General features: G+C 69.3%; 23 protein-coding genes and 1 tRNA gene. 9 read left to right on the forward strand and 15 right to left on the reverse strand.

The annotated features are described in order from the left end of the window. Positions 1–175 precede the first annotated feature (175 nt). The 5 genes from ACO2Q0_RS00750 to ACO2Q0_RS00770 all read left to right on the forward strand — a co-directional run bounded on the left by ACO2Q0_RS00750 (position 176) and on the right by ACO2Q0_RS00770 (position 4598). Positions 176–1609, forward strand: coding sequence for a circularly permuted type 2 ATP-grasp protein (locus ACO2Q0_RS00750; protein ID WP_423350505.1), 1434 nt, complete (start codon positions 176–178; stop codon positions 1607–1609). Then, the gene (locus ACO2Q0_RS00755) at positions 1606–2550 is read left to right on the forward strand and encodes an alpha-E domain-containing protein (RefSeq protein WP_423349562.1); all 945 of its coding nucleotides are present in this window, start codon (positions 1606–1608) and stop codon (positions 2548–2550) included. Before ACO2Q0_RS00750 ends, ACO2Q0_RS00755 begins: the two co-directional genes overlap by 4 nt. Beyond that, on the forward strand, positions 2550–3539 hold the full coding sequence (locus ACO2Q0_RS00760; protein ID WP_423349563.1) for a transglutaminase family protein: 990 nt from the start codon (positions 2550–2552) through the stop codon (positions 3537–3539). The genes ACO2Q0_RS00755 and ACO2Q0_RS00760 overlap by 1 nt, the downstream gene beginning before the upstream one ends. A 250-nt stretch (positions 3540–3789) precedes the next feature. Continuing rightward, a tRNA-Lys gene (locus ACO2Q0_RS00765) sits at positions 3790–3864 on the forward strand. 59 nt (positions 3865–3923) lie between these two features. Further along, positions 3924–4598, forward strand: a complete 675-nt coding sequence (locus ACO2Q0_RS00770) for a hypothetical protein (RefSeq protein WP_423349564.1) — start codon at positions 3924–3926, stop codon at positions 4596–4598. Here the strand turns inward: ACO2Q0_RS00770 and tgt are convergent. Together tgt and queA are read right to left on the reverse strand one after the other, a co-directional pair. Then, entirely contained in the window at positions 4516–5649 is a 1134-nt protein-coding gene (tgt, locus tag ACO2Q0_RS00775) for a tRNA guanosine(34) transglycosylase Tgt (RefSeq protein ID WP_423349565.1), read from the reverse strand. The two genes, ACO2Q0_RS00770 and tgt, sit on opposite strands and share 83 nt — an antisense overlap. Next, a complete protein-coding gene (gene queA, locus ACO2Q0_RS00780; RefSeq protein ID WP_423349566.1) occupies positions 5649–6722 on the reverse strand; it encodes a tRNA preQ1(34) S-adenosylmethionine ribosyltransferase-isomerase QueA in 1074 nt (357 codons plus the stop codon). Before queA ends, tgt begins: the two co-directional genes overlap by 1 nt. A 65-nt stretch (positions 6723–6787) precedes the next feature. On the opposite strand from queA, the gene ACO2Q0_RS00785 reads away from it, so the two are divergent. After that, positions 6788–7759 carry an endonuclease/exonuclease/phosphatase family protein gene (locus ACO2Q0_RS00785; protein WP_423349567.1) on the forward strand — a complete coding sequence of 324 codons (972 nt, stop codon included), beginning with the start codon at positions 6788–6790 and terminating at the stop codon, positions 7757–7759. Here the strand turns inward: ACO2Q0_RS00785 and ACO2Q0_RS00790 are convergent. From ACO2Q0_RS00790 to gyrA, 5 genes are all read right to left on the reverse strand, one after another. Further along, positions 7728–8180 carry a hypothetical protein gene (locus tag ACO2Q0_RS00790; RefSeq protein ID WP_423349568.1) on the reverse strand — a complete coding sequence of 151 codons (453 nt, stop codon included), beginning with the start codon at positions 8178–8180 and terminating at the stop codon, positions 7728–7730. The genes ACO2Q0_RS00785 and ACO2Q0_RS00790 overlap by 32 nt on opposite strands. A 101-nt stretch (positions 8181–8281) precedes the next feature. Further along, the gene (locus ACO2Q0_RS00795) at positions 8282–8743 is read right to left on the reverse strand and encodes a peptidylprolyl isomerase (protein WP_423349569.1); all 462 of its coding nucleotides are present in this window, start codon (positions 8741–8743) and stop codon (positions 8282–8284) included. Beyond that, positions 8743–9609 carry a peptidylprolyl isomerase gene (locus tag ACO2Q0_RS00800; RefSeq protein ID WP_423349570.1) on the reverse strand — a complete coding sequence of 289 codons (867 nt, stop codon included), beginning with the start codon at positions 9607–9609 and terminating at the stop codon, positions 8743–8745. The genes ACO2Q0_RS00795 and ACO2Q0_RS00800 overlap by 1 nt, the downstream gene beginning before the upstream one ends. 62 nt (positions 9610–9671) lie before the next feature. Beyond that, positions 9672–10166 carry a pantetheine-phosphate adenylyltransferase gene (gene coaD / locus ACO2Q0_RS00805; protein WP_423349571.1) on the reverse strand — a complete coding sequence of 165 codons (495 nt, stop codon included), beginning with the start codon at positions 10164–10166 and terminating at the stop codon, positions 9672–9674. An 81-nt stretch (positions 10167–10247) separates the two neighbouring features. Continuing rightward, entirely contained in the window at positions 10248–13040 is a 2793-nt protein-coding gene (gyrA, locus tag ACO2Q0_RS00810; protein WP_423349572.1) for a DNA gyrase subunit A, read from the reverse strand. Between the two features lie 159 nt (positions 13041–13199). On the opposite strand from gyrA, the gene ACO2Q0_RS00815 reads away from it, so the two are divergent. The 3 genes from ACO2Q0_RS00815 to ACO2Q0_RS00825 all read left to right on the forward strand — a co-directional run bounded on the left by ACO2Q0_RS00815 (position 13200) and on the right by ACO2Q0_RS00825 (position 16507). Then, entirely contained in the window at positions 13200–14231 is a 1032-nt protein-coding gene (locus ACO2Q0_RS00815; protein ID WP_423349573.1) for a 2OG-Fe(II) oxygenase, read from the forward strand. A gap of 92 nt (positions 14232–14323) precedes the next feature. Further along, the gene (locus ACO2Q0_RS00820) at positions 14324–14782 is read left to right on the forward strand and encodes a DUF3617 domain-containing protein (protein ID WP_423349574.1); all 459 of its coding nucleotides are present in this window, start codon (positions 14324–14326) and stop codon (positions 14780–14782) included. Between the two features lie 66 nt (positions 14783–14848). Next, entirely contained in the window at positions 14849–16507 is a 1659-nt protein-coding gene (locus tag ACO2Q0_RS00825) for a tetratricopeptide repeat protein (protein WP_423349575.1), read from the forward strand. Here the strand turns inward: ACO2Q0_RS00825 and ssb are convergent. The 8 genes from ssb to ACO2Q0_RS00865 all read right to left on the reverse strand — a co-directional run bounded on the left by ssb (position 16504) and on the right by ACO2Q0_RS00865 (position 24584). Next, complete coding sequence (gene ssb / locus ACO2Q0_RS00830; protein ID WP_423349576.1) at positions 16504–16995, reverse strand: single-stranded DNA-binding protein; 492 nt, start codon at positions 16993–16995, stop codon at positions 16504–16506. The genes ACO2Q0_RS00825 and ssb overlap by 4 nt on opposite strands. A 130-nt stretch (positions 16996–17125) precedes the next feature. Next, complete coding sequence (locus ACO2Q0_RS00835; protein ID WP_423349577.1) at positions 17126–17509, reverse strand: hypothetical protein; 384 nt, start codon at positions 17507–17509, stop codon at positions 17126–17128. 32 nt (positions 17510–17541) lie between these two features. Next, entirely contained in the window at positions 17542–18228 is a 687-nt protein-coding gene (locus ACO2Q0_RS00840; protein WP_423349578.1) for a hypothetical protein, read from the reverse strand. Between the two features lie 41 nt (positions 18229–18269). Further along, positions 18270–21107 carry a hypothetical protein gene (locus tag ACO2Q0_RS00845; protein WP_423349579.1) on the reverse strand — a complete coding sequence of 946 codons (2838 nt, stop codon included), beginning with the start codon at positions 21105–21107 and terminating at the stop codon, positions 18270–18272. Positions 21108–21243: 136 nt separating this feature from the next. Further along, on the reverse strand, positions 21244–22080 hold the full coding sequence (locus ACO2Q0_RS00850) for a flagellin (protein WP_423349580.1): 837 nt from the start codon (positions 22078–22080) through the stop codon (positions 21244–21246). 160 nt (positions 22081–22240) lie between these two features. After that, positions 22241–22528: a hypothetical protein gene (locus ACO2Q0_RS00855; protein WP_423349581.1), complete on the reverse strand. Its 288-nt coding sequence runs from the start codon at positions 22526–22528 to the stop codon at positions 22241–22243. Positions 22529–22644: 116 nt separating this feature from the next. Then, positions 22645–23472 carry a flagellin gene (locus tag ACO2Q0_RS00860; RefSeq protein ID WP_423349582.1) on the reverse strand — a complete coding sequence of 276 codons (828 nt, stop codon included), beginning with the start codon at positions 23470–23472 and terminating at the stop codon, positions 22645–22647. 281 nt (positions 23473–23753) lie between these two features. Then, positions 23754–24584 carry a flagellin gene (locus ACO2Q0_RS00865; RefSeq protein ID WP_423349583.1) on the reverse strand — a complete coding sequence of 277 codons (831 nt, stop codon included), beginning with the start codon at positions 24582–24584 and terminating at the stop codon, positions 23754–23756. Positions 24585–24620: the final 36 nt, after the last annotated feature.

The raw sequence follows: 24620 nt of genomic DNA on the forward strand, positions 1-24620 counted from the left end.
CGAGGGGCCTGCCCAATCGCTGGGCAGGCCCGCCTTCCTCATCGGTCGCGCACGGAATTCGTCTCGCCACCTTCCGGTAAACCCCTAACCGTCCTAGAGGATTGGCGGCAGTGGACTGGAGCGCGTGGTAGCGGACGTGGGGCAACTGGAGAGGGCCGACCAGGCCGAGGCGTCCTTGGCGGCGCGGCCCTATGACGAGGCGCGGGGCGCCGACGGCCAGGTGCGCCCGCACTACGCCGCCCTGCAGGCGAGGCTGGCCACTCTGTCGGCCGACGAGCTCGCCGATCGGCAGAAGACCCAGGAGCGGTTCTTCCTGCTCCAGGGGATCACCTTCACGGTCTACGGCGCGGAAAGCTCCACCGAACGCATCATCCCGACCGACATCCTGCCGCGGATCATCCCGGCCCAGGAATGGGCGAGGATCGAAAGCGGCCTGATCCAGCGCCTGCAGGCGCTGAACATGTTCCTGGCCGACATCTACTCCGAACAGCAGATCCTGATGGACGGGGTCGTGCCGCGCGAACTGGTGCTGACCGCGCCCTCGTACCGGCGCGAGATGCAGAACCTGTACGTACCGCACAAGGCCTACGCCAACGTCTGCGGCTCGGACCTGATCCGCCAGCCCGACGGCAGCTTCGCGGTGCTGGAGGATAACCTGCGGGTCCCCTCGGGCGTGTCGTACATGCTGGCCAACCGCGAGGCGTCGAAGCGGGTGTTCCCGGGCACCTTCCGCGGCGCCGGCGTGCGCTCCATCGACCGCTACCCCGACATGCTGCTGTCGACGCTGAAGAGCATGGCGGCGGACTGGCGGCCGAACCCGCAGGTCGTGGTGCTGACGCCCGGCGTCTACAACTCGGCCTACTACGAGCACGCCTATCTGGCGCGGCTCATGGGCGTGCCGCTGGTCGAGGGCCGCGACCTCGTGGTCCACGACAACCACGTCTACATGCGCACGACGACGGGCCTGCGGCGGGTGGACGTGATCTACCGGCGGGTCGACGACGACTTCATCGACCCCCTCACCTTCCGGCGGGACTCGGCGCTGGGCGCGGCAGGCCTGTTCAATGCCTATCGGGCCGGCAACATCGTGATCTGCAACGCGCCGGGAACGGGCGTGGCGGACGACAAGGCCGTCTATGCCTACGTGCCCGAGATCATCCGCTACTACCTGGGCGAGGAGCCGATCCTGCCCAATATCGAGACCTACCTGTGCCGCGAGCCGGCGCAGCTCAGCCACGTGCTGGCCAACCTCGACAAGCTGGTGGTCAAGGCCGTCGGCGCCTCCGGCGGCTACGGGATGCTCGTGGGGCCCCATTCCACGAAGGCCCAGCAGGCCGAGTTCGCCGAGGCGCTGAAGGCCAGCCCCGACAACTACATCGCCCAGCCGACCATTCAGCTCTCCACCGCGCCCTGCCTCATCGACCACGGGGTCGAGCCCCGGCACGTGGACCTGCGCCCCTTCATCCTGTGCGGCGAGAAGATCGTCGTGACGCCGGGCGCGCTGACCCGCGTCGCCCTGAAGAAGGGCTCGCTGGTGGTGAACTCCAGCCAGGGCGGCGGCTCGAAGGACACCTGGGTGCTGACCGAGCCCAAGGAGGCGCGGCCATGATGCTCGCGCGCGTCGCCGACAGCCTCTACTGGATCGGACGCTACGTGGAGCGGGCCGAGCACATGTGCCGGCTGTCGGACGTGATGCTCTCGGCCTCGCTCGACCGGTCGGAAGGCGCAGGCCAGGTGGCGCGCATCGCCCTGGCGGCCGTGGGCGATGCCGACGAGGCGCGGACCAAGGATCCCTACGAGGCGTCCTATCGCCTCGTGTTCGACCGCGAGGACGCGGGCTCGATCGTCTCCTCCATCAGCCGGGCGCGCGAGAACGCCCGCCAGGTGCGCGACCAGATCACCACCGAGACGTGGGAGCGGCTCAATCTCATCTACCTGCGGATGACCGGACCGGACGCGGCCGCGGCCTACACCGAGGGCTCGCAGGCCTATCTCCACGACATCATCGCCGACCTGCACCTGTTCCGCGGCGCCGCCGACGCCACCATGAGCCACGGCGAGGGCTGGCGGTTCCTGCTGCTGGGCATGTACCTGGAGCGGGCGCAGCTCATCGGCTCCCTGCTGGAGGTCTGCTTCGGCGAGGGCCGGAGGCGCCCGATCAGCGACCACTTCGCGCTGACGAACGTGCTGCGGATGAGCTGTGCGCTGGAGCCCTACCTGCGCGTCTACACCGCCGAGATGCAGCCGCGGTACATCCTGCAGTTCCTGATGCTGGACGAGGACTTCCCGCGTTCGATGCGGTTCTGCACGGCCCAGATCGAGTCGCACCTTGTGGCGATCAGCCGGCATGCCGGGATGTCGTCGGCCGCCGACCCCGAGCGGCTTGCGGGCCGGCTGAAGGCCCGCCTGCAGTACGCCGACCTCAACGAGCTCGAGACCCAGGGGCCGAGCGCCTTCCTGAAGACCGTCCTCGACGAATGCGCCGCGATCCACCGGACCGCATGGGAGACGTTCGTCGCCTATCCCCTGGAAGAACGGCTGCCCGCCTGATGCTGCTCGAGATCCGCCACATCACCCAGTACCATTACGCCGCCCCCGTGCGGGAGAGCGTCATGGAGCTGTGGATGCAGCCGCAGAAGAGCGGCCGCCAGCGCCTCGTCAGCTTCGACCTAGAACTCGATCCGCCGGCCCAGGTGTTCTCGTATGCCGACAGCTTCGGCAACGCGGTCTATCACTTCGACGTGCCCCAGCCGCACGACCGGCTGACCATCACCGCCCGCTCGGCGGTGGAGACCTCCCCGCCCGCCGCCCTGCCCGAGGCCCTGGACATGGGCGAGTGGGACCGGCTGCGGTCGGACTTCGTGTGCGGCGAGCACTTCGACTACCTGCGCCCGCACGGCTTCGCCCGGGAAACCGAGGCGCTGCATGCCTTCATGGCCGAGACGGGCCTCGACGCGCTTCGACGCAGCGACCCGCTGACGGCCGTGCGCGAGCTGTCGCGGGCGATCTACGGCGCCTTCGGCTACGAGGCGGGCGTGACGCGGGCGGATTCGCCCATCGACGACGTGCTGGCGGCCGGCAAGGGCGTCTGCCAGGACTTCGCCCACCTGATGATCGCCATCTGTCGCGCCTGGGGCGTGCCGGCGCGCTACGTGTCTGGCTATCTGTTCACCGACCGCAAGGGCGGCGACCGTTCGGACCCCGATGCGACCCACGCCTGGGCCGAGGTGTTCCTGCCGTCCACCCGCTGGATCGGCTTCGATCCGACCAACAACATCGAGGCGGGCGAGCGGCACGTGACCTGCGCGGTCGGCCGTGACTACTCCGACGTGCCGCCGTCGCGGGGCGTCTACAAGGGCGAGGCCGAGAGCGAACTGTCGGTGGGCGTATCGGTGCGCCGGGCGCGGGCGGCGGTCAGCGAGCCCGAGTTCCTGCGCATCTCGGGTCCTTCGGGACGCAGCGGCCCGCGGCGCCCGTCGAGCTCGGCGCTAGCCGAGCAGCAGCGGCTGCACCACATGCAGCAACAACAGCAGCAGTAGGGGCGCTGCGGCGGGAAAGCGTCCTTGCGGAGCGCTTTGACCCACCGTCCTTGCTGGGGCCCGGAAGCGGGCGCGCCAGTGGGCCGTCGTAGCCCGCCGCAGCTTCTGGAAAGGTAGGCGGTCCGACCGTGTTCGTCATCCCGCCGGGAACGGGGCGACGCCGAGCCGCCGCGGACGCAAATGCCAAAACCTCAGCTTGCGCCCACCCGGAGCGGCGCCTATGGTCCGCGCCGCTTCGCGACCCGCGTGCGGGCCGGTAGCTCAGTGGTAGAGCATTCGACTTTTAATCGAATGGTCCTGGGTTCGAATCCCAGCCGGCCTACCACCGCGAAGCCTTCCGTTCCGCCTTACGCCCGCCGCAAGTCGAGGTATGTTCCTGGCGCCATGCGCGCCACGACCGCCCTCGCCCTGATCCTCGCCGGCCTCGCCTCGACGGCCGCCGCCCAGCCGCAACCCACCAGGCCCCCGGCGAGCGAGCCCCAGGAGCGGGTGAAGACCGCGGACGAGATCAAGCGCGAGAGCGTCCAGGGCGCCGCCACCGCGCCGCTGCGCGACCTGAACGTCATGCGCGCGAAGATCCCGCCGGTGCTGCTGGAAGCCATGGCTGATCCCTACGCCCGGCCGCCGAAGGGCTACTCCTGCCGGGCGCTGATCGCCCTGGTGCAGCCGCTGGAGGACGCGATGGGGCCGGACCTCGACCGGATCGCGGTGGAGGACCAGGACGTGATGGAGCGCAGCCGGGAGACCGCCCTCGGCGCCGCCGCGGACCTGGCGTCCGACGCCATCCCCTTCCGCGGCTGGGTGCGCAAGCTGTCGGGGGCCGAGCGGCATGACCGGCTGGTGCGCGACGCCATCTACGCCGGCGGGGTGCGCCGTGCCTATCTGAAGGGCCTCGGCGAAGCCAAGGGCTGCAACCCGCCCGCGACACCGAGCCACGAGAAGGCGGGTACGCCGCCGCCGGACCCCAGCCGGCGGTTCATTCCGCGCTTCCCGACCCGCCAGCCTGCTGCCGCGCCGCAAAGTCCCGCCGGAACTGCTCCATCCGCCCCTCGGCGATAGCGGCCCGCATCTCGCCCATCAGGGCCTGGAAGAAGGCCACGTTGTGCCAGGAGAGCAGCACCTGGCCGAGAATCTCGCCTGCCTTCACGAGGTGGTGCAGGTAGGCCTTGGAATAGTCGCGGCTGGCGGAGACCGGGATCGTGGGATCGAGCGGGCTCTCGTCCTCGGCGAAGCGGGCGTTCTTCAGGTTCAGCGGCCCGTCCCAGGTCCAGGCCTGGCCGTGGCGGCCGGAGCGGGTGGGCAGGACGCAGTCGAACATGTCCACGCCCCGATAGACCGCCTCGACGATGTCGATCGGCTTGCCCACGCCCATCAGATAGCGGGGCCGTTCGGCCGGCAGCATCCCCGGCGCGAAATCCAGCACCTCGCACATGGCCTGGTGCCCCTCGCCCACCGCCAGCCCGCCGATGGCGTAGCCGTCGAAGCCGATCTCCCGCAGCCGCTCGGCCGATTCCCCCCGCAGAGCCTCGTCCGTGCCGCCCTGCTGGATGCCGAACAGCGCCTGGCTCTCGCGTTCGCCGAAGAACTCCTTGCAGCGCTGGCCCCAGCGGGCCGAGCGGCGCATGGCGGCGGCGGCCGTCTCAGGCGTGGCGGGCAGCGCCACCAGCTCGTCGAGCTGCATGACGATGTCCGAGCCCAGGAGGTCGGCCTGGATCTCGATGGAGCGTTCGGGCGTCAGGACGTGGCGGCTGCCGTCCAGGTGGCTCTGGAAGGTGACGCTGTCCTCGGTGACCTTGGAGATCTGCGAAAGCGACATGACCTGGAAGCCGCCCGAATCCGTCAGGATCGGCTTCTCCCAGCGCATGAACCTGTGCAGCCCGCCCAGGCGGCGCACGCGCTCGGCGGTGGGCCGCAGCATCAGGTGGTAGGTGTTGCCCAGCAGGATGTCGGCGCCGGTCTCGGCCACCTGCTCCACGGTGAGCGCCTTCACCGTGCCGGCAGTGCCGACGGGCATGAAGGCCGGCGTGCGGATATCGCCCCGCGGGGTGGCCAGCACGCCGGTGCGCGCCTTGCCGTCCGTGGCCGAGATCGTGAAGGGGAACGCGGCCATCAGGCTCTCCAGAGCAGCGAGCTGTCGCCGTAGGAATAGAAGCGGTAGCCGGTCTCGATGGCATGCCGATAGGCCGCGCGCATCGTGTCCAGCCCCGCGAAGGCCGAGACCAGCATGAACAGCGTCGACTTCGGCAGGTGGAAATTGGTCATCAGGCCGTCGGCGGCGCGGAAGCGGTAGCCGGGCGTTATGAAGATCGCCGTCTCGTCGCGGAAAGGCCGGACCACGCCGTCCTCGCCCGTTGCGCTCTCCAGCAGGCGCAGAGAGGTGGTCCCGACGCAGACGATCCGGCCGCCGGCCGCGCGCGCCACATTGAGGCGATCGGCCGTGGCCTCGTCCACCTCGCCCCATTCGGCGTGCATCCGATGCTCGGCGACCTCTTCGGTCTTCACCGGCAGGAAGGTGCCGGCGCCGACGTGCAGGGTGACCTTCTCGATGGTCACGCCGGCCTCGGCCAGGCGGGCGAACAGGTCGGGGGTGAAGTGCAGGCCCGCGGTCGGCGCGGCGACCGAGCCGTCCTCCTCGGCGTAGACCGTCTGGTAGTCCGTCAGGTCCTGCTCGTCCTCTCCACGCTTCGCGGCGATGTAAGGGGGCAGCGGCATGGCGCCCCGCTCGGCGATGGCCGCGTCCAGGTCGGGGCCCGAGAGATCGAAGCTGAGCGTCACCTCGCCGCCCTCGCCCTTCGCCTTCACCGTCGCATCCAGGGCGCCCAGCAGGCAGGCGCGATCGTCCATGGCCCCGAAGCTGATGCGGTCGCCCGGCTGCAACCGCTTGCCCGGCCGCATGAAGGCGGTCCAGACGGCGGGCGACTTGCGCTGGTGCAGGGTGGCCTCGACGGCGACGTGGCTCGCGTCCCGCACGCGCACGCCCTTCAGCCGCGCCGGGATCACCCGCGTGTCGTTGAGGACGAGCACGTCGCCCGCCCGCAACAGGCCCGGCAGGTCACGGACGTGCAGATCCTGGAACGGCTGTTCCGACTGGACAAACAGCAGGCGGGCCGAATCCCGGGGATTGGCGGGCCGGAGCGCGATGCGCTCCTCGGGCAGATCGAAGTCGAAATCGGCAAGACGCATGGGCCGCGCTCAAGGCCACGGGGCCGCAGGCGCGTCAAGCTCCGCGCCATGCTAGCCAGATCTGCATGCGTGCCTTGCGAGTCGCCCGGACGGTGCTTCTGGTCCCACCGCTGTTCATCGGAGCGAGTCTCTGCGCGGCGGCGGCGGCGGCCTCGCACCTGGGCCGCGAGAGCCTCAGGTTTGACATCCTGACCCACTTCGCGCCGATCTGGCTGGCCGGCGGGCTGCTGGCCCTGGCCGGCGCCTTCGCCTGCCGCGGCTATACGCGGGCGCTGATCCTGGGCGCCGGAGCAATCGCGGTGCTGTGCAGCGCGGCGCTCATGGTTCCGGAATACCTGCGCGACACCGGGCCAAGGGCGCCCGCCGAGGCCCCAGACCAGCTGAAGATCGTCCAGATCAACGTCTGGCACAGCAGTGCAAATCCGAACCAGACCCTCGATTGGCTCGCCGCCCAGAACGCCGACATCGTCGTCGCCGAGGAGACGACGCCGCCGTTCCGCGCAGCGGCCCGGCGCCTGCGGCTGCACGCCACGTGCGGGCGGTGTGAAGTCGTGATCTACAGCCGCGCGCGGCCGCTGCCCGGCTACTCGCCCCGACCGGCCGGCGAGGACACCGGACCGATCGCCCGGGCGGTTTTCCGCGACGCCCGCGGTCCGTTCCAGGTCATTGGCGTCCATAACGCCTGGCCCACGGACGCCGCGGACCAGCAGACCCAGGAGGCGCGGCTGGCGCGCGCGATCGGTCGGATGCCCCGCGAGCGGACCATCGTCGCAGGGGATTTCAACTCCACCCCGTGGAGCTTCTCGCGGCGGCGCTGGGATGCGGAGTTCGGGCTGATCCGGCGGGACCGGGCGATCTTCTCCTGGCCTGCCCGGCCGTACAAGCGCATGGCCTGGCTAGGTCTGTTCCCGTTCCTGCCGATCGATCACGTGTACGCCGGATCCGCCTGGGCGACGGTCAAGGTCGAGCGCGGCCCGAGGCTGGGTTCGGACCATTACCCGGTGCTCATGACCTTAAGTCCCGTCGCGCGGCGCTGAGCTGGTCGTTCAGGCGGGCGAGCTCAGTTGCGCCCTTCGCCTCGATGTCCCGGCGCTTGCGTTCGAGGTCCTCGAGAGCCTTGGCCTGGGCGGCCTGGGCGGCGGCCAGCCGCTTCTCCAGGTCCGCGACCTTCTTGAGGGCCGCCTTGGACGGGCCCGGCGGCTTCCTGGGCGCGGATTTCTTCGCAGGCTTCAGCCTGGCCAGTTCGCCCCGCGTGCCGGCGGGCCGGCGCAGCACCTCGTCGGGCTGAGCCGTGGCGGCCTTCACCAGTTCCGGATCTTCGGTCTGGTGCGCCAGGCCGGTCTTGAACAGGTCCTGATGGCTGCCCCAGGCGGCGAGCGCCTTCACCTTGGACGATGTGGCGACGATGTAGTCGGTCAAACCGTCCGAGGTGACGAAGACCTTGAGCCTGGCTGCCATCTGCACACCCACCTTTGCTGTGGGTGAAGCGCTCGTTCCGGCGGGCTGTTCCGACGGCCATCCCGGACAGCCGCCCAGGCGGCTGCCGGGATCACGCCGGCTTAGGCGTCGGCGGCGACCTTCATCGACACGATCTTGCCGGGCTCGCGCGGCGGCTCGCCCTTCGGCAGGGCGTCGATGTGCTCCATGCCCTCGGTCACCTCGCCCCAGACGGTGTACTGGCCGTCGAGGAAGGTGGCGTCGTCGAAGCAGATGAAGAACTGGCTGTTGGCCGAGTTGGGGTTCGGCGTGCGCGCCATCGAGCAAACGCCGCGCACGTGCGGCTCGCGGCTGAATTCGGCCTGCAGGTTCGGCTTCTTCGAGCCGCCCGAGCCGGTGCCGGTGGGATCGCCGCCCTGGGCCATGAAGCCCGGGATGACCCGGTGGAAGACGACGCCGTCGTAGAAGCCCTCGCGGGCCAGCTCCTTGATGCGCTCCACATGCTTGGGCGCAAGGTCCGGCCGGAGCTTGATGGTCACCGGACCGCTCTCCAGCGTCATGATCAGGGTGTTTTCGGCGTCCATCACTTCACCTCGACAGGAATGTTCACGTCACAGGCCGAGAAGTTCGACCCTTGCGCCGCCTTGGCGCGGGCCACCTCGGCCTTGAACCACGCGCCGGCGGGGTCGATCACACGGATCTTCGGCCGCTCGGCCTCGGGGATGTCGGAGAGAACGCGCACGCGGTCCATGCGGTCCTGCGGGTCGGGCACGGGCTCGCCGACCTTGATGGCGTTGATCACGTCCTGGCCGACCAGGGCGCGGCCGAACGCCGTGTAGCGCTTCTCCAGCTTCGGGTATCGGTCGCGCATCAGGAAGAACTGGCTGTTGGCCGAGTTCGGCTCCTCGCCACGGGCCATCCCCAGAACGCCCGGGCAATAGAGGCCCCAGCCCTGGACCTTACCGTCGGCCGTGAGCGGGGCCAGCATCATGCTCTGGCTGGTGATCGGCAGGGCCTTCAGGAAGCCGATCTCGGCCACCTGCTGGTTGTCCGCCAGCGCCACGGGCATATCCGGGCCGCGGCGGAAGAAGAACTCGGCGCGGATGTCGGGCAGTTCGGAGCCGCCCGTGCCGTTGTTCTGGGGATCGCCGGTCTGGGCCATGAAGCCTTCGATCACGCGGAAGAACGTCAGGCCGTTGTAGAAGCCGCGCCGGGCAAGGTCGCGCACCCGTCCGGCGGTCTCGGGCGCCACCTCGGGGACGAGCTCGACGATGATGCGGCCCTTGTTGGTGTCGATCACCAGGACGTCGTCGGGATTGGGCGTCCGCCAATCGGCGGCAGTCGGCTTGCCGGAGTTCGAAGGCGGAGCGGCGACGGGCTTGGGCTGGGCCACGGCGGTGGCGGCGCACGCCGCGAGCGTCGCGGCGATGAGAGCGATCTTGCGGTTCATCGGAAGTCCTCGTAGCGGGAGCGCCCGCGCGAGGCCAGCCCCGTTCGTCGCAGCCGGTTCGCCTAGGCCCGACCCACCTTGGCGAGCAGCCGCTGCTGCACGGCGGGGCTCACGAACTTGGACACGTCGCCGCCGAGCTGGGCGATTTCCTTCACCAGCTTGGACGCGATCGCTTGGTGCCGCGGGTCGGCCATGAAGAACACCGTCTCGATCTCGCGGTCGAGCTGCTGGTTCATGGCGGTCATCTGGAATTCGAACTCGAAATCGGCGACGGCGCGGAGGCCGCGGACGATGACGCTGGCGCCCACGTCGCGGGCGAAGTGCATCGTCAGGCCCTCGAAAGGCTGGACGATGATCTCGGCGCGATTGCGGAGGCCGTCGATGGCCTCCTCGACGATGGCGACCCGCTCCTCGAGCTGGAACAGCGGCCCCTTGCCGGCGTTGATGGCCACCCCGATGACCAGACGGTCCACCAGCTTCACGGCGCGGCCGATGATGTCGGTGTGGCCGTTGTGGATCGGGTCGAAGGTGCCCGGATAGAGGCCGACGCGGGTCATTTGGCTCGGGGCTCCCCCTTACTCAACCACCTTCGCCTTTCGCCGCAGCGCAGCAATCTGGCAAGCGAAACTTGCCGAAGGTTACGCTTCGTCAGCCTCGGGAGGCGCTTCGCCGCCGCCGGCCACGTCGCCCGCGTCGGCGTCCAGCTCATCGTCCTCGCCGGTGTCGGCCAGGCGCTCGACCGAGACGACGTGCTCGTCCTTGGCCGTGCGGAAGATGATCACGCCCGAGGTGTTGCGGCCGACCATGCGGACCTGGCTCACCGGCGTGCGGATGAGCTGGCCCTGGTCGGTGACGAGCAGGATCTGGTCGCCGTCGTCCACCGGGAACGAGGCCGCCAGCTTGCCGCCGCGCTTGGTGAGGTCCTGGGCCAGCAGGCCTTGGCCGCCCCGCCCGGTGCGGCGGAACTCATAGGCCGAGGTCCGCTTGCCGTAGCCTTCGGTGGAGACGGTGAGCAGGATCTCCTCGGCGGCGCCGAGCTCGGCGATCCGCTCCGGGGAAAGCGCGGCGTCGCCGGCGGCTTCCTCCTCGTCCTCCGCCCCTGCGACGTCCTCGATGTCCTCGCCTTCGCCGCTGGCGGCGCGGCGCATGGCGTTGGCGTGCTTGACGTAGGCGGCGCGCTCGTCGGCCGTAGCCGCGACGGAGCGCAGGATGGCCATGGAGATGACGCTGTCGCCATCGGCCAGGCGGATGCCGCGGACGCCCGTGGAGTCACGGCCGGCGAACACCCGGACCTCGTCGACGGCGAAGCGGATGCAGCGGCCGAGAGCCGTGGTCAGCAGGATATCGTTCTGCTCGGCGTTGCAGACGCCGACGCCGACGATAGCGTCGCCCTCGTCCAGCTTCATGGCGATCTTGCCGTTGCGCTTGATGCCGATGAAGTCGCTGAGCTTGTTGCGGCGGACGTTGCCCGACTTGGTGGCGAACATCACGTCGTACTGGCCCCAGGTCGCCTCGTCCTCGGGCAGCGGCAGGATCGAGGTGATGCTCTCGCCGGGCTCGATGGGCAGCAGGTTCACGAAAGCCTTGCCGCGCGACGTCGGCGTGCCGACCGGCAGGCGCCACACCTTGAGCTGGTAGGCCTTGCCGCCGCTGGAGAAGAACAGCATCGGCGTATGGGTGTTGGCGGAGAAGACCCGGGTGACGGCGTCCTCTTCCTTGGTCGCCATGCCCGAGCGGCCCTTCCCGCCCCGGTGCTGGGTCCGGTAGAGGCTGAGCGGCGTGCGCTTCACATAGCCGCCGTGGGTGACGGTGATCACCATCTCCTCACGGGCGATGAGGTCCTCGTCCTCGACGTCGGCGTCGCCTTCGACGATGTCGGTGCGGCGCGGCACCGCGAACTGCTCGCGAACCTCGACCAGTTCCTCCCGGACGATGGCCATGACCCGCTCGCGCGAGGCCAGGATCTCGAGGTGGCCGCGGATGACGTCCGCCAGTTCGCGGGCCTCACCGAAGATCTCGTCACGGCCCAGCCCGGTAAGGCGCGACAGCGTCAGCGCCAGGATGGCGCGGGCCTGCTCGTCGGTGAGCCGGATCTTGTCGCCGTCGATCACGCGGGTGCGCGGGTCGGCGATTAGCTCGACCAGGGGCAGCATGTCGCCGGCGGGCCAGTCGCGCGCCACCAGACGCTCGCGCGCCTCGGTCGGGTCTTTCGACGACCGGATGATGTGGATGAACTCGTCGATGTTGGCGACGGCGATGGCCAGGCCCACTAAGACGTGGCCGCGGTCGCGCGCCTTGCCGAGTTCGAACTTGGTGCGGCGGACGACGACCTCTTCGCGGAAGTCCACGAAGGCGGTGACCATCTCCTTCAGGCCCATCTGCTCGGGCCGGCCACGGTTCAGCGCCAGCATGTTGACGCCGAACGACGTCTGCAGGGGCGTGAAGCGGTAGAGCTGGTTGAGGATCACCTCGGCCGAGGCGTCGCGCTTCATCTCGACGACGACGCGCATGCCGTCACGGTCGGATTCGTCGCGCAGGTCGCCCACGCCCTCGATCCGCTTCTCGCGGACCAGCTCGGCGATGCGCTCGACGAGGGCGGCCTTGTTCACCTGGTACGGGATCGCCGTGATGACGATCGCCTCGCGATCCTTGCGGATCTCCTCGATGGTCGCCTTGCCGCGGATGACCACCGAGCCGCGGCCGGTCATCAGCGCCTGACGCGCGCCCGTGCGGCCGATGATCTCGCCGCCGGTCGGGAAGTCCGGGCCCGGCACGATGTCCAGCAGCTCGTCGAGGCCGATCTCGGGATTGTCGACATAGGCCAGACAGGCGTCGACCACTTCGCCCAGGTTGTGCGGCGGGATGTTAGTGGCCATGCCGACCGCGATGCCGCCGGCGCCGTTCACCAGCAGGTTGGGAATCCGCGACGGCAGGACCACCGGCTCCTGCTCGGAGCCGTCGTAGTTGTCCTTGAAGTCGACCGTGTCCTTGTCGAGGTCCGCCAGGATCGCCATGGCGGCCCGGGTCATGCGGCTTTCCGTGTAGCGCATGGCCGCCGGCGGGTCGTTGTCGACCGAGCCGAAGTTGCCCTGGCCGTCGATGAGCAGCAGGCTCATGGAGAACGGCTGCGCCAGGCGCACCAGGGTGTCGTAGATCGCGACGTCGCCGTGCGGGTGATACTTACCCATCACGTCACCGACGATGCGCGCGGACTTCACATAGCCGCGGTCGGGGGTGTGACCCTGCTCGCCCATCGAGAACAGGATGCGCCGGTGCACGGGCTTGAGGCCGTCGCGCACGTCGGGCAGCGCCCGGCTCACGATCACGCTCATGGCGTAATCGAGGTAGGAGCGCTTCAGCTCGTCTTCGATCGCGATAGGGGCGACGCCCCCGCGACGGTCGTCCGGAGGCGGTTGGGTTTCGTCGGTCAAGGGGGATTTGCCGTGAGAATCGGACTGGTTACGTAAGCATTCTCGTTAGCATTTGCACGGGCCCAGCGCCACTTTGCTCGCGCGTACGCGCGCTACGCGCGCATGGGGGCAACAGAGCATCCTGATGACGCCGTGACCGAGGCGGCTTAGGTTGGTCCCATGCCGCTCCAGTTCGGCGAGCCGGCGCCGTGGTTCACGGCGCCCACCGCCTCCAGTCCCGAGTTCCTGTTCGACAGCGCCGCCGGCCGCTACGTGCTGATGCTGTTCCTCCCCGCCGAGCCGCAGGCCGCCGGCGGGGCCCTGAAGGCGCTGGCCCAGCGGCAGCAGCAGTTCGACGACGCCCGCTGCTCCGCCTTCGTGGTCGCCGCCGACCCTGCCCTGCTCGGCGGCCTGCAGGACCTGCACGGCATCCGCTGGATGCCCGACGCCGAGGGCCGCATCGCCGGCGCGTTCCAGGCCGAGGCGCCGCACTGGCTGCTGCTCGACCCGGCGCTGAGGGTGATGGACGTTGCGCCGTTGGCCGACGCCGAACGGATTCTGGCCAGGGTAACGGCGCTCGGGCCGCCCGGCCTGCACGCGGGCGCGGCGGTCCACGCGCCGGTGCTGACGGCGCCGCGCATCTTCGAGCCCGAGCTTTGCGAGGCGCTGATCGGCCTGCATGCCGACACCGGCGGGACCTTCACGGGCGTGATGCGCGACGACGACGACCGCACGGTCCACGTGATGGACGAGCTGAAGAAGCGGCGCGACGTGATGGTCCGCGATCCCGGGCTGGTCGCGGCGCTCCGCGAGCGGCTGGAACGGCGGCTGTTCCCGTTCATCGGGCGGGCCTTCGGCTTCCAGCCCACCCGGATCGAGCGCTACCTGGTGAGCTGTTATGACGAGGCCGACGGCGGCGTCTTCCGGCCCCATCGGGACAATACCACCCAGGGCACCGCCCATCGGGTCTTCGCCTGCTCCATCAACCTGAACGACGACTTCGAAGGCGGCGACCTCAGGTTCCCGGAGTTCGGCCCGGCGACCTACCGGCCGCCGGTGGGCGGAGCGGTGGTGTTCGCCTGCGGGCTGATGCACGAGGCCCTGCCGGTCACGAAGGGACGGCGCTACGCCTTCCTGCCGTTCCTCTACGACGAGGCGGGCGCGGACGTGCTGGCCGCCTACCAGGCGCGAACCGGCGAGACGCCGCGATGACGGTCGGCGCGGCGTGCGCCTATATGCGGTAAGCCGCGGTTCATCCGGCCAACGCCACGATGCCGCCCGACACCTGAGCCAGACCTGACCGCATGACCCGCCCGATCGCCGCCGCCCTGCTCCTCGCCGCCCTGCCCGTCCTCGCGACGTCGGCGGCGCATGCCGCTCCCCAGGCCATCCAGCCCGGTTACTGGGAGTCGACCAACAAGCTTCTCTCCCCGATCCGGCAGACCAAGGTGGAGCGCCGCTGCATCACCCCGGCCGAGGTGGACAAGTTCATGGCCGGGCCTTCGAACCGCCACTACAAGTGCACCTATCCGCACAAGGTAATTGAGGGCGGCAGGATCAGCCTGAAGGGCACCTGCGTCAGCAAGAAGGGCCGCAAGGTCGCCGTCGAGGGTTCGGGGGCCTACACCCAGACGAGCTTCAATCTCACCGCCAGCATCGCCACCGAGTTCCTGGGCCTGGACATCGCCGGCAAGGCCTCGACCGAGGCGCGGCGGATCGGCGACGTCTGCCCCGCGCCCGAGACGCCGCCCGCCGCCAACTAGGCTAGGTTCGACGAAGCGTTAACCGTACGCACCCGATCCTGCCGCCCTCGCTACGGGAAGGATTCGATGGGGCGGCTGGACGTCAGGGAAGGCTCGGCCGCGCTGCTCCGCCGGGCCGCGGACGCCGACCGTCGCAAGGATTTCGCCGCCGCCGCGCAGCTCGCGGGCAAGGCGGCCGCCGTCGATCCGCGGAACGTCGAGGCCTGGCGCATCGCCGGCGCATTCCGGGAGAAGCAGGGCGATCTCGCCGGCGCGCTGGAGGCCTATGAGCAGGCGCTGTCGCTTTCGCCGCAGGACGCCGGCCTGGCGCGGGCCATGGCTCGCCTAGCCAGCTTCCTGGACATCCCGGCGCTGGCCGAACAGTTCCTGCTGCACGCCCGGACGCTGGACCCCGGATCGGTGGAGATCGCCAACGACCTGGCGGTCGCCTGGTGCGCGCAGATGCGCTTCTCCGACGCCGTCGAACTGCTGCGCGAGAGTCTGACCGCCAATCCGGGCGCGGCGCTGCTGTGGAACACGCTGGGCTGTGTGCTCTTCGAGCAGGGCCAGGCCGGCCAGTCGCTGGTGTTCTTCGACGAGGCGATCCGGCTCGAGCCCGGCATGCACACGGCCCACTTCAACCGGGCGAACGCCCGCAAGGCGGCAGGCGACATCGGGGGCGCCTTGGCCGACTGCGAGCGGGCGATCGCGCTCGGCGCCGACAGTCCCGGCCAGGCGGCGATGTATCGCTACGCCCGCGCCTTGCTGCTCCTGAACGCCGGCGAAATCGGCGCCGGCTGGGATGCGTACGCGGTACGACGAGAGGAAGCCTACGCCGAATACGTCCATCATCGCCTGAGCGGTCGTGAGTGGAAGCCGGGGACGCCCCTGGCCGGCAAGCGCCTGCTGGTGATGGGCGAACAGGGCCTGGGGGACGAGGTGCTGTTCGCCAACGTGCTGCCTGACGTCGGCCGCGCGATCGGCGATGAGGGAAAGCTGATCGTGGCGGTCGAGCCGCGGCTCGTCAGCCTGTTCCAACGCTCGTTTCCCGCGGCCCAGGTGCTGCCCTACGAGACGCGCCGCGAGGACGGTCGCACCATCCGCGCGATCCCTGGCCTTGCGGCCGAGGACTACGACGCCTGGGCGCGGATGGGCGATCTCTTGACCGACCGTCGCCGCAGCCTCGGCGACTTCCCGAACGCGGCGGGCTTCCTGAAGGCGGATTCGGCCCGGGTCGCGCACTGGAGCGCCCTGCTGGACGGCTTCGGTCCTGGCCCGAAGGTCGGCGTGATCTGGCGCAGCCTGCTGATCACCTCGCAGCGGCAGAAGTTCTATCCGCCGCTGGAGCACTGGGACGCGCTGTTCCGGACGCCGGGCGTGACCTTCGTCAACCTGCAGCTCGGCGATTGCGCGGGCGAGCTTCGGGCGATCGCCCAGGCCACGGGCGCCGCCATCCGCACCCTCCCCAGCCTGGACCTGCGCGACGACCTGGACGAGATCGCCGCCCTGAGCCTGGCGCTGGACCTGGTGATCGGGCCGGCGACGGCCACCACCAACATCGCCGCCGCCGTGGGCGCGCCGACGTGGTTCGCGACCACGCCGGATGCCTGGCCGAGGTTGGGGACGGCCGCCTTCCCCTGGTATCCGCAGGCCCGCGCCTTCTCGGGCGAGACGGGCTACGACTGGGCCGGCGTGATGGCGGCCATCGCCGAGGCGCTGGCCGCCGAATTCGGCCGAAAGGCCTAGAACGGGATCTCGTCGTCGAGGTCGGCCGAGAACTCCTCGCGCGGACCCGAGCTCTGGGCGCGCGGACCGCCGCCGAAGCCGCCGCCGCCGTAGCCGCCCTCATCCCGGTCGCTCATGCCGCCGCCGGCGCTGTCGCCGCGACCGCCCAGCATGGTCAGTTCGCCGCGGAACTTCTGCAGGACGATCTCGGTGGAGTACTTCTCCTGGCCGGACTGGTCGGTCCACTTGCGGGTCTGCAGCGCGCCCTCGATGTAGACCGTCGAGCCCTTGCGCAGGTAATTCTCGCAGACCTTCACGATGTTCTCGTTGAACACGACCACGCGATGCCACTCGGTCTTTTCCTTGCGCTCGCCGCTGCTGCGGTCGCGCCAGGTCTCGGAGGTGGCGATGCGGAGGTTGGCGACCCGGTCGCCCGACGTGAGGCTGCGGATCTCGGGATCGGCCCCGAGGTTGCCCACCAGAATGACTTTGTTGACGCTGCCCGCCATGTGGATGTCCTAGCTTTACGTGCTCGCGGGCCTTCTCGCCCCGCGCGAAGCTAGCCCGCCGTTAACGGAACATCAAACATTATGTTCCGCTTCCGTTCCGGTCCGTGAGGACCTTTCCACAGCTATTCCGCTACTGCGGCATCGCGCCGGGGATGGCCAGGCGGCCGTCGCCCGTCCGCACCAGGGCCGTGTAGCGCGGGCCCTCCAGCGAGGTGGAGGTGTGGATGCCGTAGCGGTCGATGAAGAGGAAATTGGCCTGGTAGGCCCCCACCAGCTCCTGCTGGTTGCCGCCGAGCGTCAGGAACTTCACGCGCATGGCCTCAAGGTTGGCCGCGCAGACCTCCAGGCTCTTGGCGTTGACCAGCTTGTTGTACTTCAGCGAGCCGTCCTTCTGGAACACCACGTGGTAGCAGACGCCCATGTCGCCCGGCGGCTCAGTGCGCTTCGCGCAGCCGAAGAGCGACAGCGCCGCGACGGCGGCGATCATCGGGACGAGGAACGGCTTCATCGACATGGGCCTCAGCCTAGCAGCGGATCTTACAGCCGTCACCCGAGCGGCGGCACGCTGCAGTTCGGCGCCTGGGTGACCAGCGTGCGGAACGTCTGATTGTCGGAAGAGATCTCCACCCGCCCCGTGACGAGCCGCAGGGTCTGCTGGCCGAAGCGGCCGTAGGTCGCCTGCCCGGGCCGCTCGCAGCGGCCGGCGAACAGCGCCTGGACGCAGCCGTTCAGGTCGGTGTCGACGAGGCGGCGCCACTGTCCGCCCGAGTGGCGGAGGCAGGCGGCCACGGGCCCGACCGCCTCGGGCGGAGCCAGCGTGGGATCGTTCTCCTCGGGGGCCGGTTCGGCGCCCTCCTCCGGCGGCAGCGGCGTCAGCACCACGCCGGCCTGGTCGGCGGCGGCGAGCGCGCCGGTCTCGTCGATGCCGACGTCGAGGGCGTCGGTGGCCACGCCGTTGCGCTGGGCGCATTCGGCCAGGCTGAGTTCGCCCACGAACTGGCCGGCCACGAAGCAGCGCAGGGGACCTGCCGGGTCGAGCCGACCGTCGTCCGGTCCGCTTTCGATGACGAGGCCGGCCTGCGAGGCCGGCGGTGCTTCGGTAGGCGCATCGCCCGAGCGCAGCAGCATCCAGGCGATCACCGCCCCGGCCAGGAGCGCCAGGAGCGCCCCGGCGATCACGAGGCCGGTGCGCCGCGGCGCCGGAGGATGGTCGGGCTCGGTCTCGGGATGCATGGCGCCTCGCTAGACTGCGGCGGGGCGCCTTTCAAGCCGCGTCAGCCGCCGAGACGAGCGAGCGCAGCCTGATAGTTGGCAAGCTGGTTCTGCAGGTAGGCCGGAGCCTGGCCGGCGGCGAGCTCGGCCTTCGCCAGCGGATCCTTGGGCGTCGCGGCGGCGACCAGATCCCGGTAGATCGTGCGGATCGCGGTCTGCGCCTTGGCGAGGTTGGCCAGCGCGTGGGTCACCTGGCTCGCGTCGTCGAGGTTGAGGTGGCTTTCCAGCCCGAGGCCGTAGAACATCGGCTTGCCGTCTGCGGCGACGGTCTTGTCGTTCTTGTCGACCGTGGTCTTGCGGACGACGCCTTCGGGGATCCCAAGGAACTCGAGGGCGTCCTTGTCGGTCTTGCCGGCCGAGAACTCGATGACCGAGCGGTCGCTCACGGGCGTTATGGTCAGCACCTTCGACGCGCCGCTGGACGAGACCTGCACCTTGGCCTGGAAGCCCGCCGCGCGGCGGATCTTGGCCGCGAGGGTATCGAGCGTGTCCTTCGCTTCGATCGTGACGGTGTTCCAGCGCCCCGCCCCCGAGCGGACCTGGAAGGTGTCACCAGGCCGGATCGCTGTCTGGTCGATCACCCGGAGCGAGTCCGTCATGTCGAGCGTGCCCTTGGGCAGGCCAAGCTTGTCCAGCACGCTGGCCCCCTGGGGATCGACGGCGATCGAGGTCGGCGCGGCGAAGCCGTCCTTGCCGGTGAAGCGCCGCTGCCAGTCCACCGCGCCCGTGTCGATGTCGAGGCGGGTGAGGAAGGCGTCCTTCTTGCCGACCGCGGCCGGGCCGGCGCCCGGCGCGCCCACCGCGCCGTCCGGCGGGAGGTCGCTCCCGACCGAGCCCGCGATATAGACCTCGCCTCCAGAGACGGTGAGCGCCGTGGCGCGATCGTCCCCTGCCCCGCCGTAATAGGCGATGCGGTCGCCGGCGCCGGCGGAGAGGTCCGCCGACAGCTTGGCGGCGAAGGCGTCGGTCCCGCCGGCATGGGCCCGACTGACCGTCCCGGCCGACAGGGCGCCGTTGGCGGTGGTCCCGGCGATGACGATCTGCCCGCCGTCGATGGCCAGGCCGGTGATTTCGCCGCCCTGCAGGTCGCCGAGGTCGCGCGTGGAGGTCAAGACCGGCGAGCCGCCCGAGATGTCGAAGCGGCGCAGGATGGCCCGGCCGTTCTCGACGCTGGCGGTGACGACGTTGGTCCCATCGACGACCAGGCCGGCCGGCCTGTCGGCGCCGGCCGTCCCGAAGCTGTAGGTGAAGTTCGCCGCCACCTTCCCCACGCGGTCCTGCGCGGTCGTCACCAGATTGGGCTTGAAGGATTCCAGGTAGCTGTCCCAGTCGCCGACGGCGGTGGCGCCCGGCATGGTCGTCTGGGCTCGCCCCGCCACCAGGACCGAACCGTCCGCCCCGAAGGCGATGTGGGTGGCCTCGTCCTGCTGCCGGGCGCCGCGGCGGGCCGTCCAGACCTCCTCGCCGTCGGCGTTGAACAGCGTGACGAAGCTGTCGGACTGGCCGGCGTAGGCACCGCTCGTCCCGGAATTCAGCGGCCCCTCGGTGGCGCCGCTAAGGGTCCCTTTCACCGAGCCCGCGATCGCGATCTTGCCATCGGCGGAGACCGCCAGCGCGAGGCCGCTCGCCTCGTCGGAAGCCCCGAGGGTGCGCGAGTACACCAGCTGGCCGGCGGCGTCGTACTTGAGCAGCGCGACGTCCTGTTCGCCCTTGATCTCCTGGCCAGCCGTCTTGGCGGTGATGTCGGCCAGCATGTAGACCGACCCGTCCGGTCCGACCTGGGTGGCGCGGACGGTCTTCACCTCGGCGCCGAGCGTCTTGGCGAACTGGCGCCCCTCGACCCAGTAGGACTCGCCGTCCGCCTTGGGCGCATACGGCACGTCGGTGGCGTCGGTCTGGAACTTGAGCAGCTGCTGGCGCAGGACGCCATCGTTCGTCGAGGCCTTGCCGTCCGGGTTCGGGTCGCCGGCGGTCTGCGCCATGTAGACGGCGCTCTCGGTCGTCGGCGCATCGAAGGTGACGAGCTCCCCGACCGAGACCTTCACCTTGAGCGCCCACTGGTCGGGCCCGGTCCCGATGTTGATGGTCTTGCCCCCCGACTCGATCGTCTTCGGCTGGCCCGGGAGACGCTGGGTCGCGAAGCGCGTGTCGACGCCGGCGGCTTGGAGCTGGTCGTTGATGTAGGTGACGACGTTGGCCATCGAGCGGGTGTCCGAGCCCATCCCGGCGAGGTCGACGTTGATGGTGTGGACCACGCCCGCCCGCTTCACCTTGATGTCGAACTTCACGTCGCCCTGGAAGGCGGGCACGGCGTCGGCGCTCGTTCCGGCGAAAATGGGCGGGGTGGCGTATTCCGTCTTGGTCCGCGGCACCGGCGCCGCGGTCTTGGCCCGCTCGGCCGCCGCGCCCTGCGTCAGCCGCAGCTTCTCGAACGCGGCCGCGTCGACGTACTCGCTCATTTCGGACATGCCGCGGGCGAAGGCCCGCTGGATCTGCATCTTGTCGGTGCTGGTCAGGCCCTTGGCCTGCATCCGCTCGGCCAATCCCGAGAGCGTGGAGAGGCCCTGGTACATGGCGAACAGCTTCTTGTAGTCGGCGCTGGCGCCCTGCAGGTCGAGCTGGGCGGCGTTCTCGTCGATGAACTTCTTGCCGCGCAGGGCCGACTTCACCAGCTCGCTGGCCGGCGTCGGCGTGGCCTGGGTGCTCCAGGGCGCGGTCGGCGCGACCTTGGCCCGCGACGCGGCGCTGCCCGTCGAGCCGCCGGCGGCCGTTCCCAGCAACCCCGACGAGCGGGACTGGTAGAGGCCCAGAAGCAGACTGCTATCGACCGAAAGGACCATCGACTCGCACCGCGGGCGAAATCCCGCCCGTCCCTCTTAGTCCGCCAGAGTCTCCAGGCCGTTAACAGGTCGAAAGAAAAGCCCGGAAGCGCGCGCCTCCGGGCCCTTCCCTACGCCCCAACGGAAACCGTCATTCCTAGCCGCCGCGGAACAGCGACAGGATGATCTGCGGCGCCGAGTTGGCGATCGACAGGGCCTGCGCGCCCAACTGCTGTTGCACCTGCAGGGCCTGGAGCCTCGCGCTCTCCTTCGCGAGATCGGCGTCCACGAGGTTGCCAACGCCGCCTTCCAGCACGTCGGTCAGCTTCGAGACGAAGTCGAGGTGGGCGTCGATCTGCTTGCCTTGCGAGCCCAGATTGCCCAGCGCCTGGTTCACCGAGGAGATCGCCAGGGTGAGCTGGGCGAGCGCCGCCGAGGCGGTGGCGACCGTCAGGATGCTGGCGTTGGCGGTGATCGAGATGTTCGGACCGCCCAGCGTCAGGTTCTGGTTCGACAGGGTGATCCGCGAGTTGGCGTCGGCGTTGGCCAGGAACTGGATGTTGCCGCCCGCCAGGCCGTTCAGGAGGTTGGCGCCGTCGAATTCGGCGTTCTGCACAACCTGGCTGATCTGGCGCAGGAGCGCCTTGAAGTCCGAGTTGAGCGCGGTGCGCGAGGAGGCGTCGAGGGAGGAATCCATCGCCGCGACGACCTTCTCCTTCAGCTCTACGAGCAGGTCGGAGACGGTCTGGCCCGCTGTCATCGAGACCTCGGCGATCGAGTGCGCCCGCTCCAGGCTCATCCGCACCGCGCCCAGGGCGCCGATGTCGGCCCGCTGCCCTTGGGCGATGGCCCAGATGGCGGCGTTGTCCTTGGCGTCGGAGATCTTCAGGCCCGTGTTCACACGGTTCTGGACCTCGCTCAGCTCGTCGTTGGTCTTGTTCAGGTTCTGCAGCGCAATCAGGGCGGACTTGTTCGTATGCACGCTGATCGACATGGCGCTCTCCACACTCCGGACGGGCCGCGACTCGCCGTCCGCCCTCGCTCGTGAAGGTGAAGAAACGTGGTGATCAGATCGTTAACGAGCCAAACGGATCGCGCCGCCTCCGGAGGGCTCCGGGGCGGTTGAACGTTCAGGCCCGCGCGTGTGCGGGGGATCAGGCCTTGGTGCGGATGACCGCGCCGGCGACGTAACCGGCTTCTTCCCTCAGCCGCAGGACATCGGCCCTGGGGAGCTGGAGGACGACCTCGCCCGTGCGGCGGTCGACGGTCTTGTACACGTAGCTTCCGCTGGCTTGATCCTCTTCGATGACCAGTCGCAGATCGACCGGATCCGAGTTCGGCGGTCCCGCCTTCGCCTGACCGGCGGGCCGGTTCAGCGTGGACTTGGGCTGGCTGAGGGTCGGATCGGGCGTGGCTGCGAACGGCGCAACCTTGCTTTGCATGTCTCCTGTCGCCGTCGCTTGGGGCGGCGCTCCGATGAAATGCGGAACGGCGGACCGGTCGCCCGGCCCGCCGCAACGCGACGGCCGCGGGGCAGAAACCCCGCAGCCTCAAGGCCTTAGCGGAACAGACCCAGCAGGATCGACGAGGACTGGTTCGCGATCGAAAGGGCCTGGACCCCGAGCTGCTGCTTGGTCTGCAGAGCCTGGAGCTTGGCGCTTTCCTTCGCGAGGTCGGCGTCGACCAGATTGCCGATACCGGCGTCGATGGAGTCCTGCAGCTTGTTCACGAAGTCGATGTGCGATTGCAGCGACTTCGAGCCCGTGCCCAGCTTGGACAGCGCGGTCGAGACGTTGGTGATCGACGTGTTGATCGTGGTGATCAGGGTCGTGGCCTGAGCGGCCGTCGTGAAGGTGGCGGTGGCGCCGACGGTCACGTTGGAGCCGCCGAGCGACAGGTTCTGGGCCGCAACCGTGATCTTTTCAGAGCCGTTCGCGTTCGCGATCGCGGCGATCGTGGTGCCGCCCGACTTGACCATGTTGATGCCGTTGAATTCGGCGTTCTTCACGGCCTTCGACAGCTGGTCGCGCAGCGCCGTGAAATCGGCGGCGAGAGCGACGCGGCTGGTGGTGTCGAGCGACGTATCCGAAGCCGCCAGCGCCTTTTCCTTCATCTGAAGGAGCAGGTCCGAAACGGTTTCGCCGGCCGAGATGGCCACGTCCACGGTCGACTGCGAACGTTGCAGCGACTCACGAACCGCATCCAGCGAACGACTGTTGTTGCGCTGGTTCTGAGCAATAGCCCAGATGGCGCCGTTGTCCTTCGCCGAAGCGACCCGCTTGCCCGTGTTGATGCGGGCCTGGGTCGTCATCAGGTCGTTGTTGGTGGCGTTGAGGTTCTGGAGCGCGATCATCGCGCCCACGTTGGTATTGACGCTATTCGGCATCACTTAGGTCCTTCTTTCGAGGAACCGGCGCCGTTCTGGCGGCCGGGGGCGTTTTGCCCGAAGGACCAGGCAGCAAGGGGCGGGCCAAGCCTAATCACCGCGTCGCGACGCGCAAGCTATTGAAATAGCGTCGTTATAGCCTCGTTAGGCATGCTGACGCCCGGCAATTTCTGCCGAGTGGCGGCCTCGATGGGCAAGGTTTGCCGGGCGCGGGTCGGCAGTTTTCGCCGAGCGCCTCGAAAGGTCACCCGGGCGGGACGAACCCGCCCGGGGATCACGACTTAGCGGAACAGTCCCAGGACCATCGAGGACGACTGGTTTGCGATGCCAAGGGCCTGGACCCCGAGCTGCTGCTTGGTCTGCAGAGCCTGGAGCTTGGCGCTTTCCTTCGCGAGGTCGGCGTCCACGAGGTTGCCGATACCGGCGTCGATCGAGTCCTGCAGCTTGTTCACGAAGTCGATGTGCGATTGCAGCGACTTCGAGCCCGTGCCCAGCTTGGACAGCGCGGTCGACACGTTGGTGATCGACGTGTTGATCGTGGTGATCAGGGTCGTGGCCTGAGCCGCCGTGGTGAACGTGGCGGTGGCGCTGACGGTCACGTTGGAGCCGCCGAGCGACAGGTTCTGGGCCGCAACCGTGATCTTTTCAGAGCCGTTCGCGTTCGCGATCGCGGCGATCGTGGTGCCGCCCGACTTGACCATGTTGATGCCGTTGAATTCGGCGTTCTTCACGGCCTTCGACAGCTGGTCGCGCAGCGCCGTGAAGTCGGCGGCGAGAGCGACGCGGCTGGTGGTGTCGAGCGACGTATCCGAAGCCGCCAGCGCCTTTTCCTTCATCTGAAGGAGCAGGTCCGAAACGGTTTCGCCGGCCGAGATGGCCACGTCCACGGTCGACTGCGAACGTTGCAGCGACTCACGAACCGCATCCAGCGAACGACTGTTGTTGCGCTGGTTCTGAGCAATAGCCCAGATGGCGCCGTTGTCCTTCGCCGAAGCGACCCGCTTGCCCGTGTTGATCCTGGTCTGGGTGGTGTTCAGCTCCGCATTGGTCGCGTTGAGGTTCTGGAGCGCGATCATCGCGCCCACGTTGGTGTTGACCGAGTTCATCGGCATCGTTGAGACCTTCCGTTCTGGAGGTAAGCGCCCGGC

It is taken from the genome of Phenylobacterium sp. VNQ135 (assembly GCF_049445735.1).
Classification (GTDB): Bacteria; Pseudomonadota; Alphaproteobacteria; order Caulobacterales; family Caulobacteraceae; genus Phenylobacterium.